At 75.7% G+C, this 16064-nt stretch carries 13 protein-coding genes and 1 riboswitch; of the genes, 3 read left to right on the top strand and 10 right to left on the bottom strand.

Annotated elements, in window-relative coordinates:
- The first annotated feature begins 162 nt into the window (after nt 1-162).
- The gene (locus OSB71_RS14215) at nt 163-2151 is read left to right on the top strand and encodes an AAA family ATPase (RefSeq protein WP_265948196.1); all 1989 of its coding nucleotides are present in this window, start codon (nt 163-165) and stop codon (nt 2149-2151) included.
- A gap of 70 nt (nt 2152-2221) precedes the next feature.
- On the opposite strand, the gene OSB71_RS14210 is transcribed toward OSB71_RS14215, so the two are convergent.
- From OSB71_RS14210 to ribD, 8 genes are all read right to left on the bottom strand, one after another.
- Nucleotides 2222-2689, bottom strand: a complete 468-nt coding sequence (locus OSB71_RS14210) for a PH domain-containing protein (RefSeq protein WP_265948194.1) — start codon at nt 2687-2689, stop codon at nt 2222-2224.
- Between the two features lie 120 nt (nt 2690-2809).
- The gene (gene hisG, locus OSB71_RS14205; RefSeq protein WP_265948192.1) at nt 2810-3658 is read right to left on the bottom strand and encodes an ATP phosphoribosyltransferase; all 849 of its coding nucleotides are present in this window, start codon (nt 3656-3658) and stop codon (nt 2810-2812) included.
- A gap of 65 nt (nt 3659-3723) precedes the next feature.
- Nucleotides 3724-3996 carry a phosphoribosyl-ATP diphosphatase gene (locus OSB71_RS14200; protein ID WP_265948190.1) on the bottom strand — a complete coding sequence of 91 codons (273 nt, stop codon included), beginning with the start codon at nt 3994-3996 and terminating at the stop codon, nt 3724-3726.
- Nucleotides 3997-4072: 76 nt separating this feature from the next.
- Nucleotides 4073-4558: a 6,7-dimethyl-8-ribityllumazine synthase gene (gene ribH / locus OSB71_RS14195; protein ID WP_265948188.1), complete on the bottom strand. Its 486-nt coding sequence runs from the start codon at nt 4556-4558 to the stop codon at nt 4073-4075.
- A gap of 59 nt (nt 4559-4617) precedes the next feature.
- Nucleotides 4618-5934, bottom strand: coding sequence for a bifunctional 3,4-dihydroxy-2-butanone-4-phosphate synthase/GTP cyclohydrolase II (locus tag OSB71_RS14190; RefSeq protein WP_265948186.1), 1317 nt, complete (start codon nt 5932-5934; stop codon nt 4618-4620).
- Nucleotides 5931-6596, bottom strand: coding sequence for a nicotinamide mononucleotide transporter family protein (locus tag OSB71_RS14185; protein ID WP_265948184.1), 666 nt, complete (start codon nt 6594-6596; stop codon nt 5931-5933). Before OSB71_RS14185 ends, OSB71_RS14190 begins: the two co-directional genes overlap by 4 nt.
- Entirely contained in the window at nt 6593-7222 is a 630-nt protein-coding gene (locus tag OSB71_RS14180; RefSeq protein WP_265948183.1) for a riboflavin synthase, read from the bottom strand. Before OSB71_RS14180 ends, OSB71_RS14185 begins: the two co-directional genes overlap by 4 nt.
- Nucleotides 7223-8329: a bifunctional diaminohydroxyphosphoribosylaminopyrimidine deaminase/5-amino-6-(5-phosphoribosylamino)uracil reductase RibD gene (ribD, locus tag OSB71_RS14175; protein WP_265948346.1), complete on the bottom strand. Its 1107-nt coding sequence runs from the start codon at nt 8327-8329 to the stop codon at nt 7223-7225. It abuts the gene before it with no gap.
- A gap of 169 nt (nt 8330-8498) precedes the next feature.
- A riboswitch (FMN riboswitch) is annotated at nt 8499-8629 on the bottom strand.
- A 408-nt stretch (nt 8630-9037) separates the two neighbouring features.
- On the opposite strand from ribD, the gene OSB71_RS14170 reads away from it, so the two are divergent.
- Nucleotides 9038-11383 (top strand): chitinase C-terminal domain-containing protein, encoded by a 2346-nt coding sequence (locus tag OSB71_RS14170; protein WP_265948181.1) that lies wholly within the window; start codon nt 9038-9040, stop codon nt 11381-11383.
- Nucleotides 11384-11444: 61 nt separating this feature from the next.
- Here OSB71_RS14170 and OSB71_RS14165 read toward each other — a convergent pair whose 3' ends face one another.
- On the bottom strand, nt 11445-12650 hold the full coding sequence (locus tag OSB71_RS14165; protein ID WP_265948344.1) for an ROK family transcriptional regulator: 1206 nt from the start codon (nt 12648-12650) through the stop codon (nt 11445-11447).
- A 201-nt stretch (nt 12651-12851) separates the two neighbouring features.
- Between OSB71_RS14165 and OSB71_RS14160 the strand changes: the two genes are divergently transcribed.
- Entirely contained in the window at nt 12852-14114 is a 1263-nt protein-coding gene (locus tag OSB71_RS14160; RefSeq protein ID WP_265948179.1) for an MFS transporter, read from the top strand.
- A 109-nt stretch (nt 14115-14223) separates the two neighbouring features.
- On the opposite strand, the gene OSB71_RS14155 is transcribed toward OSB71_RS14160, so the two are convergent.
- Nucleotides 14224-15627, bottom strand: a complete 1404-nt coding sequence (locus OSB71_RS14155) for a uracil-xanthine permease family protein (RefSeq protein ID WP_265948177.1) — start codon at nt 15625-15627, stop codon at nt 14224-14226.
- Nucleotides 15628-16064: the final 437 nt, after the last annotated feature.

Here is a 16064-nt window from a genome sequence, read left to right as displayed (position 1 = left end):
TCCGTGCGGCCCTCTTCGACGCAGCGTGCCGCGCGGGTACGATGCGAGCGTCGCGAGGCGCCGGGTGATGGCCGACCACGATCAGCAACGCGCCTTTACGACACGGCAGTTGGCCGGGCGGGGCGGGCCCGGCTGGAGTCGACGGGAACGGCTGGGGGCGGGATGGACTTCGGCACGCGGGATTCCCGGGAGCCGCGCGCACCGGCCGACCTGGCGTGGCTGCGCGGGCTGGACGCCTACACGATGGGCCACTACGCGCAGGCCGAGGAGGAGTTCCGCGCCTGTGTCCGGATCGACGCGGGCATGGCCGACGCCTGGCTCGGCCTGCACGCGCTGCGGGTGGAGACCACCACCGCGCTGCTGCGCATGTTCGAGTACCGCGACCGGTTCGGCGAGCAGCGCTCCCGGCACGGCCGGAGCCTGAACTCCTGGTACTGGCTGGGCTGGTGGGTGCAGCCCGTGCTGGAGAACGGCCGCGACCTGCTGCTGGCGCACGCCTCGCACTGGCTGGACGGCCGCCACGTCGCGGAGCTGGACCGCGCGCTGGCCGGCTGCCCGCCGCCCGACACCGACCCGCAGGTGCGCTTCCTGCACGCCTGCCGCGCCTACCTGGTCAAGGACTGGGACGGCCTGGTCCGGCACACCGAGACCCTCGTCGACGACCCGGTGCTGGGCATCGAGGCCGGGCTGTTCGCGGGCATGGCGCGGGTGCGCCTGGAGATGTACGGACAGGCCGAGCCGCTGCTCGGCCGCGCGCTGATGCGCTGCCGCAGCGAGCAGCCGCAGCGCAAGGAGCTGCGGTACTGGCTGGCCCGGGCCCGGGAGGGCACCGGGCGCAGCGCGGCGGCGCTGCCGCTGTACCGGGCGGTGCACCGGGCCGACCCGGCGTTCATGGACACCGCGGCGCGGCTGACGGCCATCACCGACGCGGACGGCACCGCCGACCCGATGGTCCCCTCGTGGGCCGGGCCGCTCACCGCGGCCGCCGCGGGTCCCGGCGGCGGCCTGGTGGGCGAGGGCGGGCCGGAGACCGAGGGCGCCGGGCCGGACGGGCGCGACCTCGGTGACGCCGGGTCCGGTGGCGATCCCGCCTTCGACGCGCTGTGGCCGGCCGAGCCCGCCGGCGCTCCGGCCGCCCCCGTGGAGGAGGACGCGGACCCGGCGCGGTCCGGGCGCGCGGCGCGCGGCGCCGACGCGGCCGGCCCGGGAGGCGGCGCCGACGGCGCGGGCGAGCGGGCGGGCCGCTGGCCGCAGGGGCCGACCGACCCGGTGCTGCTCGCGCAGGCGCTGGAGGAGCTGGAGCGCATGGTCGGCCTGGAGCCGGTCAAGCGTCAGGTGCGGGCGCTCTCGGCGCAGTTGGACATGGCCCGGCTGCGGGCCCGGCGGGGGCTCCCGGTGCAGCCGCCCAAGCGGCACTTCGTCTTCTCCGGCCCCTCGGGCACGGGGAAGACCACGGTGGCACGCATACTCGGCCGGGTCTTCTACGCGCTCGGGCTGCTGGGCGGAGACCATCTGGTGGAGGCACAGCGCTCGGACCTGGTGGGCGAGTTCCTCGGGCAGACGGCGGTGAAGGCCAACGAGCTGATCGACTCCTCGCTGGGCGGCGTCCTCTTCGTCGACGAGGCCTACAGCCTGTCCAACTCCGGGTACGCCAAGGGGGACGCGTACGGGGACGAGGCGTTGCAGGTGCTGCTCAAGCGCGCGGAGGACAACCGCGACCGGCTGGTGGTGATCCTGGCCGGATACCCCGAGGGCATGGACCGGCTGCTGGCCGTCAACCCGGGCCTGGGGTCGCGCTTCACCACCCGCATCGACTTCCCCAGCTACCGGCCGGTGGAGCTGACCGCGATCGGCCAGGCGCTGGCGGCGGAGAACGGCGACGCCTGGGACGAGGAGTCGCTGGAGGAGCTGCGCAGCATCAGCGGGCACGTGGTGGACCAGGGGTGGATCGACGAGCTGGGCAACGGCCGGTTCCTGCGGACCCTGTACGAGAAGAGCTGCGCCTACCGGGACCTGCGCCTGTCCGGCTGGCCCGGGGAGCCGACCCGCGCGGACCTGTCGACGCTGCGGCTGCCGGATCTCATGCAGGCCTACGGCGAGGTCCTCTCCGGCCGCGGCGGCCCGCAGGCGCGGCCCCAGCCGCCGCCGTGAACCGCCGAGCAGGCGGAAACCCCGCGGGGCGGCCGCGCCGGTGCTGTGCCTCCCGGGGCGCGCCGGGCGTTCAGTGCCCGGCGGGCGGGGCGCCGAAGCCGTGGGCGTCGGCCAGGGCGCGCAGGGCCGCGGCGTCGCGCAGGGCGTGCGCCCGGGCGATGCCGGGCTGGATGCCCATCGCGGGCAGGCTCGTGCCGTCGGCGAGGTCGAGGGTGACCCACGGGTCCCCCGAGCGCAGGTGGACGTCGACGACCTCGGCCCACTCCAGGCGCCGGGTGCGGGTCAGGTTGACGACGGTGACCCCGCCGCCGTCGGCCCTGACGTGCGGGCGGGCCAGCAGCGCCAGCACGCCGAAGAACAGCGCCCCGGTACCGACGAAGCTGGTCCGCTCCCCCGCCGAGAGGTGCTCCAGCAGCAGCCCGATCACCGCCAGGACGGCGAAGATCGCCAGGCCCACGCCCAGCAGGACGGCTCGGGTGCGGGTCGGGCGGAAGGTGACCGGCAGGGGCGGTGGCGCGGGGCTGGCGGCGGGTGGCACGGGTCTTCCTCGGTCTCCTTGTGCGGTGCCGGGCCCCTTCGGACGCCGCGCTCGGCGCGCGCGGCGCGGTGGACGCGCGGCGCGCGGTGAGCGCGGCGTCGGAAGGCGCGGCGGGCGGTCCTACAGGCGGCAGGCGTGGATGTTGGTGGTGAGGATCGCGCGGGCGCCCAGGTCGTAGAGGTCGTCCATGATGCGCTGCGCCTTGTGCGCCGGGACCATCGAGCGGACGGCCACCCAGCCCTTGTCGTGCAGCGGGGAGACGGTCGGCGACTCCAGGCCCGGGGTCAGCTCCACGGCCTTCTCCACGTGCTCGGCGCGGATGTCGTAGTCCATCATCACGTACTCGCGGGCCACCAGGACGCCCTGCATGCGGCGCAGGAACTGCCGCACCTTGGGGTCGTCGCCCGGCGTGTCCCGGCCGCGCACGACCACGGCCTCGGAGACGAGGATGGGCTCGCTGATGATCTCCAGCCCGGCGTTGCGCAGCGTGGTGCCGGTCTCGACCACGTCCGCGATGACCTGGGCGACGCCGAGCTTGATGGCGGTCTCCACGGCGCCGTCGAGGCGGACGACGGAGGCGTCCACGCCGTGCTCGGCCAGGTGCTGGGTGACCAGGCCGGGGAAGGAGGTGGCCACCGTCATGCCGCCGAACTCGGTGACGTGGGCCGCGGTGCCGGGCAGCGTCGCGTAGCGGAAGGTGGAGCCGGCGAAGCCGAGCTGGAGGATCTCCTCGGCGTCCGCGCCGGAGTCCAGCAGCAGGTCGCGGCCGGTGATGCCGATGTCCAGCCGCCCGGAGCCGACGTAGACGGCGATGTCGCGCGGGCGCAGGAAGAAGAACTCCACGTCGTTGGCCGAGTCCACCAGGACCAGCTCCCGGCGGTCCTTGCGCTGCCGGTAGCCGGCCTCATGCAGCATCGCCGACGCAGGCTCGGACAGTGAACCCTTGTTGGGGACGGCGATGCGCAGCATGGTGCGGTCTTCCTTCACGTGAGACGGGGTGGGGTGGAGCGGGGCGGGCCGGGGGCGGCCGCCGGTCAGAGGTGGGCGTAGACGTCGTCCAGGGACAGGCCCCGGGCGACCATCAGCACCTGGAGGTGGTAGAGGAGCTGGGAGATCTCCTCCGCGGTGCGCTCGGCGCCCTCGTGCTCGGCGGCCATCCACACCTCCGCGGCCTCCTCGACGACCTTCTTGCCGATGGTGTGCACCCCGGCGTGGACCAGCTCGGCGGTGCGGGAGGTGGACGGGTCGCCGTGGGCGGCCTTGTGCTGGAGCTCGGCGAAGAGCTCGTCGAAAGTCTTGTTGGCCATGGTGGTGCTTACCTTACGGGGTGCGGCGGCACGGCGTGCCGGGGCGTCCGGGTAGTGGGCGCCCCGGCGGGGCGGGTCAGCGCCAGGGCTCGGCCAGGGTGCGCAGGGTGGTGGCCGTGGCGACGGCCGCGGTGACCGCCTCGTGGCCCTTGTCCTCGCGGGAGCCCGCGAGCCCGGCCCGCTCCAGCGCCTGCTCCTCGGTGTCGCAGGTCAGCACGCCGAAGCCGACCGGCACGCCGGTCTCCACGGAGACCTGCACCAGCCCCTGGGTGACGCCCTGGCACACGTAGTCGAAGTGCGGGGTGCCGCCGCGGACGACGACGCCGAGGGCCACCACGGCGTCGTACCCGCGCTGGGCCAGCGCCTTGACGACCACGGGCAGTTCGAAGCTGCCGGGCACCCGCAGCAGCGTGGGCTCGTCGATGCCCAGTTCGCGCAGGGCGCGCAGGGCTCCCCTGGTCAGGCCGTCCATGACCGTCTCGTGCCACTGCGCGGCCACGACGGCCACCCGCAGGTTCTCGCAGTTCTTCACGGTCAGCTCGGGTGCGCCCTTGCCGCTCACGGTGTGCTCCTCGTCGGTGGGTGGGGCTGGTTCGAAGGGTGCCGCGCGTCGGCCGCGGGCTACTGGGTCGCGCAGGCCGAGACGGCCGCGTCCTCCAGCCAGGGCAGGTCGTGGCCCATGCGGTCCCGCTTGGTGCGCAGGTAGCGGATGTTGTGCTCGCCCGCCTGGACGGGCATGGGCTCGCGCCCGGTGACGCGCAGGCCGAGCCGGGCCAGCGCGTCGCTCTTGTCGGGATTGTTGGTCAGCAGCCGCACCGAGCGGACACCGAGGTCGGTGAGCATCTGCGCGCCCGCGGCGTAGTCGCGGGCGTCGGCGGGCAGGCCGAGTTCGAGGTTGGCGTCGAGCGTGTCGCGGCCGCGCTCTTGGAGTTCGTAGGCGCGCAGCTTGGACAGCAGGCCGATGCCGCGGCCCTCGTGGCCGCGCAGGTAGACCACCACCCCGCGGCCCTCCTGCTGGACGCGGCGCAGGGACTCCTGGAGCTGCGGGCCGCAGTCGCAGCGCTGGGAGCCGAAGATGTCGCCGGTCAGGCACTCGGAGTGGACGCGCACCAGGACGTCCTCGCCGTCACCGAGGTCACCGGCGACCAGGGCGACGTGCTCCACGCCGTCGACGGTCGAGCGGTAGCCGTGGGCCCGGAAGGGGCCGTGGGCGGTGGGCAGGGCGGTGACGGCCTCGCGCCGGACGGTGGGCGCGGGCAGGCCCGTGGGCCGGGAGGTGCGCCGGTAGGCGACGAGGTCCTCGATGGAGATGATCGCCAGGCCGTGCCGGCGGGCGAAGGGCACCAGCTCGGGCAGGCGCAGCATGGTGCCGTCCTCGGCGGCGATCTCCACGATCGCGGCGGCCGGCCGCAGGCCCGCCAGCCGGGCGAGGTCGACCCCGGCCTCGGTGTGCCCGGGGCGGGTCAGCACGCCGCCCTCGCGGGCGCGCAGCGGGAAGACGTGCCCGGGGCGCACGAAGTCGCCCGCGACGCCGCGGGGGTCGGCGAGCAGGCGGATCGTGGTGGCGCGGTCCGCGGCGCTGATCCCGGTGGTGACGCCGTGGCGGGGGCCGGCGTCCACCGAGACGGTGAACGCGGTGCCCATGGCCTCGGTGTTCTGCGCGACCATCTGCGGCAGCGCGAGCCGGTCCAGCTCGGCGCCCTCCATGGGCACGCAGATCAGGCCGCGGCACTCGCTCATCATGAAGGCGACGACCTCGGGGGTGACCGTCTCCGCGGCGATGACGAGGTCGCCCTCGTTCTCCCGGTCGGCGTCGTCCACGACCACGACCGGGCGCCCGGCGGCCAGGTCGGCCACCGCCCGCTCGACGGGGTCCAGGGCGAGGTCCTCGGCGCGCGCCGGGACGGGGGCGCCGGGCCGGGTCTGCGTTGCGGTCATACGGCCGTTCCTTCCAGTTGCGTGGGCCGCCCGGCCGACGCGGCGGCGCGCGAGCGCAGCCACCACGCGCGCAGGCCCCACAGGACCAGGACGAGGTAGACGAGGTAGACCAGGCCGGAGAAGGCCAGGCCGCTGGCGAAGGCGAGGGGCACGCCCACCAGGTCGACCAGCAGCCAGGCGAACCAGAACTCCACCAGTCCGCGGGCCTGGGCGTACATGGCGGCGAGCGTGCCGACGAAGATGTAGGCGTCCGGCCAGGGGTTCCACGACAGCGTGGGCACGGCCGTGAACAGCCCGCCGACGGCCAGGGTGCCCAGCGCGGTCGCGGCCAGCAGTGCCAGCCGCTCGCGGCCGGTGGCGAAGCGGACGGCGACCTGCCCGTCCTCGGCGTCGCGGCGGCCACCGTGCCACTGCCACCAGCCCCACAGGCCGACCAGGACGACCAGCACCTGCTTGCCGACCCCACCGGTCAGGGACGCCGAGTGGTAGGCGGCCACCAGGATCGCCCCGGCCAGGACCTGCACCGGCCAGGTGAGGACCGAGCGGCGCCAGCCCAGCGCCAGGGCGGCCAGGCCGAAGAGGTTGCCGACCATGTCCGACCAGATCACCGGCTGCCCGAACGCCTCGAAGGCGACGGCGTTGAGCCCGTCCAGGGCGCTCACCGGACGCCGCCCGCCCCGGCGGCCGCTTCGCCTTGGCCCCGGTGGGCCAGCAGCCGTTCGACGTACTTGGCCAGGACGTCGACCTCCAGGTTCACCGGGTCGCCGACCCCCTTGGTGCCCAGGGTGGTCAGGTCCAGCGTGGTGGGGATGAGGCTGACGGTGAACCAGTCGGGACCGGCCTCGACGACGGTGAGGCTGACGCCGTCCACCGTGATCGAGCCCTTGTCCACCACGTAGCGGGCCAGGTCGGCCGGCAGGGTGACGCGCACGACCTCCCAGTGCTCGCCGGGCGTGCGCGCGGCGAGCGTGCCGGTGCCGTCGACGTGGCCCTGCACCAGGTGGCCGCCCAGCCGCCCGCCCAGCGCCATGGGCCGCTCCAGGTTGACCCGGGAGCCGACGGCGAGGGCGCCCAGGCTGGAGCGGCGCAGCGTCTCGGCCATGACGTCGGCGGTGAACTCGCCGTCCACGGCGGTCACGACGGTCAGGCACACCCCGTTGACGGCGATCGAGTCGCCGTGCGCGGCGTCCTTGGTGACCAGCGGCCCGCGCAGGGTCAGGCGGGAGGAGTCACCGAGGTCCTCGATGGCGGTGACCTCACCCAGTTCTTCGACGATTCCGGTGAACACTCAGCGCTCCTCGGCCATGGTGGGGGCGGACGGACGGGCGGCGGGGCCCGGCACGGGCACGGCGGTCACCCGCAGGTCGGGGCCCACGGGGACGGCTTCGGTCAGGCGCAGGCGCAGGGCCTGGGCGATGGTGGTGACACCCGCGTCGGCCAGGGCGGGCGGGCCGGTGCCCAGCAGCGCGGGCGCGAGGTAGCCGGTGACCCGGTCCACCAGGCCGGCGGCGGCGAACGCCCCGGCGAGCGTGGCGCCGCCCTCCAGCAGCACGCCGTGCACGTCCCGGGCGTGCAGGGCGGTGAGCAGGGCGGCCAGGTCCACACCGCGGCCGGTGCGCGCGCGGGGCAGGCGCAGCAGGTCGGCGCGCCCCTCCAGCGCTCCCGCGTCGGCGTCCTCGGCCACCGCGACGAGGGTGGGGGCGGCGGCGTCGAGCACCCGCGCGCCCGCGGTGACCGCGCGGGCCTCGGTGTCCACCACCACCCGCAGCGGCTGGCGGGCGCCGGGCACGCCGCGCACCGCCAGGTGCGGGTCGTCGGCGCGGGCGGTGCCCGAGCCCACGAGCACGGCGTCGCACCGCGCGCGCAGCCGGTGCACGTCGGCGCGGGCCTCGGCCGAGGTGATCCAGCGGCTGCTGCCGTCGGCGGCCGCGGTGCGGCCGTCGAGGGTCGCGGCGTACTTCCAGTGGACGTGCGGGCGGCCCAGCCGGACGGCGGTCAGCCAGGGGGCGTTGACGTCGGCGGCCTCCTGGGCGAGCAGACCGGCGCGCACCTCGACCCCGGCGGCGGCGAGGGCGGTGGCGCCGCCGCCCGCGGTCGGCGTGGGGTCGGCCACCGCGTACAGGACGCGGGCGATCCCGGCAGCCAGGAGCGCCCGGGTGCACGGGCCGGTGCGCCCGGTGTGGTCGCACGGCTCCAGGGTGACCACCGCGGTGCCGCCGCGGGCGTCGTCCCCGGCCTCGGCGAGCGCGTGCACCTCCGCGTGGGGGCCGCCCGCGCGCTTGTGCCAGCCCTCGCCGACGGTGCGCCCGTCAGCGTCCAGGACGACGCAGCCGACGACCGGGTTGGGGCTGGTGAGGCCGAGGCCGCGGGCGGAGAGCGCGATCGCGCGGCGCATCGCGTCCCGCTCGTGCGGCGCGGCGAGTGCGGTGGCGGCCACCGGGTCCTCCTGCCTCTTCGGGCGGACTCCGGGGCGCGTGGCACGACCGGCGGACGCGTCGGCGACGGGGTGCGCTCGCCGGGCCCCGTGCGGGGCGCGGGTCGGCGGCACCTGCTGCCTGCGGCCGCCGCGCACTGCCTCCCATCCGGACTTTCACCGTCGGTCCAGGAGTTTCACCTGGTCAACCGGCCGCTGGCTGCGGACGGGTCGCGGACTGTAACCGCCGGTTCGGACTTTCACCGACCCCGGAGTGCGCTGACGTCACTTCTGGGCCCAGTGTGCCACGACCGCGCCGCGGTGGGAGGGGCGGAGGGCTCCCGGCGCTGTGTGATCGGCCACGTCCGCCCCCGGCACGGGCCGGGCGCGCCCCGCCTCCACTCCCCCGGGCCGCCCCGGACGCCCCCGGGCCTCGCGCCGCGCGCCCCGGGGCCTCGCGCCGCGCGCCCCGGGGAGCGAGCCGGTGCGCGCGGAAGCGGGTGCGGGGCGGGGCGGGCGTTCCCGGGGCGGGGGCGGCGCGTGGGGTGGGCGGGACATCTGCCGGGGTCCGGGGGCCAGTTGGCGCGTCCAAGTCATTGGTCCATACCTATTGACCGACTGGTCTAGTCCTCTTACGCTCAGCGCCACCTGCCCTCCACATCCGCCTGCCCTCACCAGGAGGACCTCACCGTGTTCCCCCAACGCAACCGCGCCAGAGCCCAGCTCGGGGCGGCCGCGACGGCCGTCGCCGGGCTGCTGCTCGGCGCGCTCTCCGCCGCGCCGGTCCAGGCCGCTCCGGCCGCGTCCGCGGCCCAGGCCGCCACCGACCACGCGTCCTGCCGCCCCGACGGGCTCTACGCCACGCCGGGCGTGGACGTGCCCTACTGCACCGTCTACGACAGCGACGGCCGTGAGCAGATGGGCGCGGACCACCAGCGCCGCGTCATCGGCTACTTCACGAGCTGGCGCACCGGCAAGGACGGGCGCGACGCCTACCTCGCCTCCGACATCCCGTGGGACAAGGTCACCCACCTCAACTACGCGTTCGCCCACGTGGACGGGGCCAACAAGCTGTCCGTCGGCCCGGACAGCCCGGACAACCCCTCCACCGGCATGACCTGGCCCGGCGTCGAGGGCGCCGAGATGGACCCGGAGTTCTCCTACCAGGGGCACTTCAACCTCCTCAACAAGTTCAAGAAGCAGCACCCGGACGTGAAGACGCTGGTCTCCGTCGGCGGCTGGGCCGAGACGGGCGGCTACTTCAAGCCCGACGGCGAGCGGGTGGACTCCGGCGGCTTCTACACCATGGCCACCAACGCCGACGGCTCGGTCAACCACGCGGGCATCGAGACGTTCGCCGACTCGGCCGTGGACTTCATCCGCGAGTACGGCTTCGACGGCGTGGACATCGACTACGAGTACGCCACGTCGATGAAGGACGCGGGCAACCCGCTGGACTGGGGCATCGCCAATCCGCGGCGGGCGGGGCTGAACAAGGGCTACGCCGAGCTGATGAAGGTGCTGCGCGAGAAGCTCGACCGGGCCGGCGCGGCCGACGACCAGCACTACCTGCTGACCGTCGCGGCGCCCTCCTCCGGCTACCTGCTGCGCGGCATGGAGACGTACCAGACGGCCAAGTACCTGGACTACGTCAACATCATGTCCTACGACCTGCACGGCGCCTGGAACGAGTACGTGGGGCCCAACGCCGCGCTGTTCGACGACGGCAGGGACGGCGAGCTGGCCGCCGCGGGGATCTACGACGCCGCGCAGTACGGCGGCATCGGCTACCTGAACGCCGACTGGGCGTACCACTACTTCCGCGGCTCCATGCCCGCCGGGCGCATCAACATCGGCCTGCCGTACTACACGCGCGGCTGGAAGAACGTCACCGGTGGCACGAACGGGCTGTGGGGCAAGGCCCCGGCCAGCGAGTGCCCGGCCGGCGCGGGCCTGACCAAGTGCGGTGATGGCGCCGTCGGCATCGACAACCTGTGGCACGACCTGGACACCGAGGGCAAGGAGTCGCCGGCCGGCTCCAACCCGATGTGGCACGCCAAGAACCTGGAGAAGGGGATCGTCGGCGACTACCTCGGCCAGTACGGCTTCCCCGCCGACACCGAGCTCACCGGCACCTACGAGCGGCACTACGACTCCACCCTGACCTCGCCGTGGCTGTGGAACCCGCAGAAGAAGGTGTTCCTGTCCACCGAGGACGAGCAGTCGGTCCGGGCCAAGGCCCAGTACGTGGTGGACGAGGGCATCGGCGGCACCATGATGTGGGAGCTGGCCGGTGACTACGCCTGGAACGAGGCCAAGGGCCAGTACGAGCAGGGCGAGACGCTCACCACGCTCATGCACGAGGCGTTCGCCGACGCCACGCCCTACGGCGCCACGCGGGCGACGACCGACATGCCCACCGAGACCATCGACGTGGACGTGGCGTTCTCCGACTTCGCGCTCGGCGACTCCAACTACCCGATCAACCCCAAGCTGAGCATCACCAACAACTCCGACGTGACGCTCCCGGGCGGCACGGAGTTCCAGTTCGACTACGCCACCTCCGCCCCGGGCAACGCCCGCGACCAGTCCGGCTTCGGCTCGACGATCGTGCGCAGCGACCACACCGGCGACAACGTCGGCGGGCTGAAGGGCGAGTACCACCGGGTGTCGCTGAAGCTCCCGGGCTGGCAGTCGCTGGCCCCGGGCGCCACGGTGGCCCTGGACTTCGTCTACTACCTGCCCGTCTCGACGCCGTCCAACTGGACGGTGACGGTGGACGGCACCCGGTACGCGATCCCCGGCGACCTGGCGCGCGGCACGACCCCGGGCGACCCCGGCGGCCCCGGTGACCCGGGCGACCCCGGTGAGCCGGGCGAGTGCTCCGCCCCGGCGTGGGTGGCCGGCGACGTCTACAACAGCGGCGACACCGTCGCGTGGGACGGCCGCACCTGGCGCGCCAAGTGGTGGACCCAGGGCGACGAGCCCGGCACCACCGGCCAGTGGGGCGTGTGGGAGGACCTCGGCGCCTGCTGAGCCCCTCCGCTGACCCGGCCCTGGCGGGCGCCGCGCTCGACGCCGCCCGCCAGGGCCGCCGCTATGCCGGGACGCCCGGCCCGAACAGCGCGTGCTGCGCCGCGTCCATGGCCGTGAGCACCGCCCCGCGCAGGACCGCGCCCCCGCCGACGGTGCCTGCCCGGACCTCGGTGGGCAGCGGCACCATCCGGGCGAGGCGGTCGGCCACCCTGTCCGCGAGCGCGCCGCCGCCCGCCCGGCCGGTCTCCCCGCCGAGCACCACGCAGCCGGGGTCGAGCACGGCGCAGATGGCGGCCGCCCCCACGGCGACCCGCCCGGCCAGCTCGTCGAGGAACTCCTCGTCGCGCGGCGTGCGCCCGGTCACCGCGGCGGCCACGGCGCCAGCGGCGTCTTCGGCCGCGTCGCCGGGCGCCGACGCGCCGTGCCGCCGGGCGAGCGCGGTGACGGCGGCGCTGGCGGCCAGGGAGAAGAAGCCGCCCGCGCAGCCGCCCGCGGTGGGCTGCTCCGTGGTCCCCGGCACCGGCAGGAAGCCGATCTCACCGGTGCCGCCGGAGGCCCCGCGGCGCAGCGCTCCGTCCAGGACGACGGCCGCGCCGACCCCGTGGCCGAGCCAGAGCAGTACGAAGGTGTCGCGGTCCCGCGCGGCCCCGAGCCGCTGCTCGGCCAGCGCGGCCAGGTTGACCTCGTTCTCCAGCAGCACCGGCACGCCGAAGCCGCGCCGCAGCGCGGTGACGAGGCCGCCGTGCCAGCCGGGCGGGGTGCCGAGGTCGCGCAGCCGCCCGGTGGCGTGGTCGACCAGGCCCGGGGCCCCGACGGCCAGGGTGTGCAGGGCGCCGACGCCCGCGTCGGCGGCCGTCCGCCGCACCAGGTCCACCGCGGCGCCGGTGACCTGCGCGGGGGGCGCGGTGGGTGCGACGGGCAGCGCGGCCTCGGCCAGCGGCTGCCCCAGCAGGTCGGCCACCGCCACCGTGACGCCGCCGGTGCGCACGTCCAGGCCCGCCAGGTGGGCCCGCTCGGCGACGATCCCGTACAGCTTCGCGTTCGGCCCGCGGCGCTCGGCGCCCGTCTCCCCCACCACCGCGACGAGCCCGGCGGCGCCCAGGCGCTCCAGCAGGTCGGCGACGCTGGGCCGGGACAGGCCGGTGCGGGTCTTGAGCTGCCCGGCGGTCAGCGGCCCCTCCCGCGCAAGGTGGTCGAGGGCCAGCCGGTCGTTGATGGCGCGCGCGGTGCTCGGCGAGGCGGAGCCGAAGCCGGAGCCGGAGCGCACGGTGGCGGGCGGCCCGCCCGGGCGGCCCGTGGCGGGCGGTGCGTGGAGAGGTCTCACACCGGGAAATCCTTTCAGAGATATCTTTCAGGTTACCTTCCTGATAGTTTATGCCCGTGCACCGGGTCCCGCGGGACCCGCGCGGCGCGCGGCGCGTCCCGTGCCGCGCGCGACCAACCACGGACTGCGGGAGGCTGGGCCGACATGGCCGACGACAACGGGCTGGAGCGCCAGGCGGCGCACGACGCGCCCGGCGCGCCGCGAGAACTGCGGCGCGCCCGGGTGGCCGTCGCGGCGGTCTTCGCCGTGCACGGCTCCGTCACCGGCAGCTTCGCCACCCGGATCCCCTGGGTGCAGGACCACGCCGGCCTGAGCGCCGGCCAACTCGGGCTCGCCCTCGCCTTCCCCGCGATCGGCGCCTCCCTCGCCATGCCGCTCGCCGGGCGGATCAGCCACCGCTTCGGGGCCCGCACCGCGCTGCGCTGGCTGCTGGCGCTGTGGACGGCCGCGCTGGTGCTCCCGGCGCTCGCCCCCAACCTGCTCAGCCTCTGCGCGGCGCTGTTCGTCTTCGGCGCGACGGCGGGCATGTCGGACGTCGCGATGAACGCGCTCGGGGTGGAGGTCGAGCACCGGCTCGGCCGGTCCATCATGTCCGGGTTGCACGGCATGTGGAGCGTGGGCGCACTGCTCGGCTCGGCGGGCGGGACGGTCGCCGCCCACGCCCGGCTCGACGCGCTGGCGCACTTCGCGCTCGTGGCCGCCGTCCTCACCGTCCTGGGCGCGGTCGCCTGCCAGGGTGTGCTGGACCTGCGCAGCGCGCCGGACGAGCATCCGCCGCCGCGCTTCACCCTGCCCCCGAAGTCGGCGCTGATCATCGGCGCTGTGGGGTTCTGCGCGGTGTTCGCGGAAGGGGCGAGCCTGGACTGGTCCGCGGTCTACCTGCGGGACGTGCTGGGCACGTCGGCGGGTGCGGCGGCCGCCTCCACCACCGCCTTCGCCTGCACCATGGCCATCGCCCGGCTGGCCGGGGACGCGATCGTGGACCGCTTCGGCGCGGTGCGCACCGTGCGCGTCGGCGGCGTGCTCGCCACGGCGGGCGGCGTCCTCGTCGTCACCGCCCGGCACCCGGGCGCGGCGATGGGCGGTTTCGCGCTGCTCGGCCTGGGCATCGCCGTCGTGGTGCCGCTGGCCTTCGCCGCGGCCGGGCGCAGCGGGCCCAACCCCAGCCAGGCGATCGCCGGCGTGGCCACGATCACCTACACCTCCGGCCTGATCGCGCCGTCGCTGATCGGCTCCATCGCCGAGGCCACCTCGCTGACGACCTCCTTCACCCTGGTCACCGTCCTGGCCTTCGGGCTGGTGCTGGGCGCGGGGGTGCTGCGTCCCCGGTCCGGCGGCCCGGCGGCCTCCGGCGGCTCCGGGCAGCTCCCGGCCGGTGTGCCCGGGGCGGCCGTGCCCAGGGACTGAGCGGACCCCGGCAGCGGCGCCGGAGCCGACGCCGGCGGGTCACCGCGACGAACGGGCGCGACGAACGGCGGACCCCGGTGGGCCCGGCGCCCGCCGGGGCCCGCCCCGCTCAGGCTCCCGGCCCCGGGCTCGACCGGGGGGCCCGGGCCTCCTCGCCGGGCACCCCCGCGTCGAACAGCGGGGTGCTCTCGCGCAGGTGGGGCGGGGCGAAGGCGCGCAGGGCGTGGTAGCCGGTGAGCACGATGAGCGTGCCCAGGGCGATGCCGCTGAGCGAGAAGGCGTCGGTGAACTCCAGCGAGACGTTGCCGATGCCGACGATGACGCCCGCCGCCACCGGCACCAGGTTGACCGGGTTGCCCAGGTCCACACCGCTCTCGATCCAGATCTTCGCGCCCAGCAGACCGATCATGCCGTAGAGGATGACGGTGATGCCGCCGAGCACGCCGCCGGGGATGGCCGCCACCACCGCGCCGAACTTCGGGCAGAAGCCGAAGAGGATGGCGAAGGCCGCGGCGGCCCAGTAGGCGGCGGTGGAGTAGACGCGGGAGGCGGCCATCACGCCGATGTTCTCCGCGTAGGTGGTGGTGGCCGGGCCGCCGACGGAGGTGGCGAGCACCGTGGCCGCGCCGTCGGCGGCGATGGCGGTGCCCATGCGGTCGTCCAGCGGGTCCCCGGTCATCTCGCCGACGGCCTTCACGTGCCCGGCGTTCTCCGCGATCAGCGCGACGACCACGGGCAGCGCGACCAGCACGGCCGACGCCTCGAAGCTCGGCGCGTGCAGGCTGGGCAGGCCGATCCAGTCCGCCTCGGCGACCCCGCCGAGGTCCAGCCGCCAGTGCGGCGCGACCTCCCCGGCGGCCGTCGGGGAGGTGATCGGGCCGAAGACCCGGTCCAGCAGCCAGGACAGGCCGTACCCGAAGGCGAGCCCGAGGAAGATCGCGATCCGGCTCCAGAAGCCGCGCAGCGCGACCAGCGCGAAGCCGGTGAACAGCAGGGTGGCCAGCGCCGTCCACTGGTCCTGCGGCCAGTACGTCCCGGCGGCGACGGGCGCGAGGTTGAAGCCGATGAGCATGACGACGGCGCCGGTGACGGCCGGCGGCAGTACGGCGTGCACGACGCGCGCGCCCAGCGCCCGCACCACCAGGCCGGAGGCGAGCAGCACCACGCCGACCACCAGCAGCGCCCCGGTCAGCGTGCCCGGCGTGCCGCCCTCGTTCGCGATGATCGCGGCGACGCCGACGAAGGACAGGCTGCTGCCCAGGTAGCTGGGGATGGCGCCGCGCGTCACCAGCAGGAAGAAGATGGTGGCCACCCCGGACACCAGGACGGCCAGATTCGGGTCCAGGCCCATCAGCACCGGGGCGACGAACGTGGCGCCGAACATGGCCACCACGTGCTGCGCCCCCAGGCCCAGAGTGCGCAGCCAGGACAGCCGCTCGTCCGGCCGCACCACCGCGCCAGGCGCGGGGCTGCGCCCGTCCCCGTGCACCTTCCACCCGACACCGAGCCGCATGCTCCCGCTCCCTGCACCACCGAACAAAACGAGCCAAGGCTAGTGGAGGGGCGGGGTGGGACGGTCACCGGGCCGCCCCGCCCCGGGCCCGACCCGCCGGCCGTGCCGGGGCGAGGCCGAGGCGGGCGGTCGGCCGCGCCGCGCCGGACCCGGCGGGCGACGGCCGGCGCGGGGCCGCGAGCCCGGGCGGGGCGCCGGGGGCCGGCCGACGGGAGCGTACGGCTCGGCGGGGCCGTCGGCCGGGGCCGGAGGCACGCGGGAAGCGCCGCGGAGCCGTACCGGTCCGTGCCCGCGTCGAGCCGCGCGTCCCGCGGGTACCGGCCAAGCCCGGGTGGCACGGCCGTCCCCGGCTCGCGCCGCTCGCCGGCGACGCCGACCGGCGCGCCGGGGACGGCTGGGCGGGGCGGACCGCGCCGGTCCGCCCCGCTCTGCGCGTA

Origin of the sequence: Streptomyces marinisediminis, assembly GCF_026262575.1 — a bacterium.
GTDB lineage: Bacteria > Actinomycetota > Actinomycetes > Streptomycetales > Streptomycetaceae > Streptomyces > Streptomyces marinisediminis.
The sequence above is the reverse complement of the archived record's forward strand: the minus strand, read 5'-3'. Positions and strand labels throughout refer to the sequence as shown.

Bases quoted from the DNA above. Each gene is read 5' to 3' on its own strand.
- OSB71_RS14160 (WP_265948179.1), top strand. From the start codon at position 12,852: ATGGCCGACGACAACGGGCTGGAGCGCCAGGCGGCGCACGACGCGCCC.
- OSB71_RS14200 (WP_265948190.1), bottom strand. From the start codon at position 3,996: ATGGCCAACAAGACTTTCGACGAGCTCTTCGCCGAGCTCCAGCACAAG.
- OSB71_RS14155 (WP_265948177.1), bottom strand. From the start codon at position 15,627: ATGCGGCTCGGTGTCGGGTGGAAGGTGCACGGGGACGGGCGCAGCCCC.
- ribD (WP_265948346.1), bottom strand. From the start codon at position 8,329: ATGCGCCGCGCGATCGCGCTCTCCGCCCGCGGCCTCGGCCTCACCAGC.
- hisG (WP_265948192.1), bottom strand. From the start codon at position 3,658: ATGCTGCGCATCGCCGTCCCCAACAAGGGTTCACTGTCCGAGCCTGCG.
- OSB71_RS14215 (WP_265948196.1), top strand. From the start codon at position 163: ATGGACTTCGGCACGCGGGATTCCCGGGAGCCGCGCGCACCGGCCGAC.
- OSB71_RS14190 (WP_265948186.1), bottom strand. From the start codon at position 5,934: ATGACCGCAACGCAGACCCGGCCCGGCGCCCCCGTCCCGGCGCGCGCC.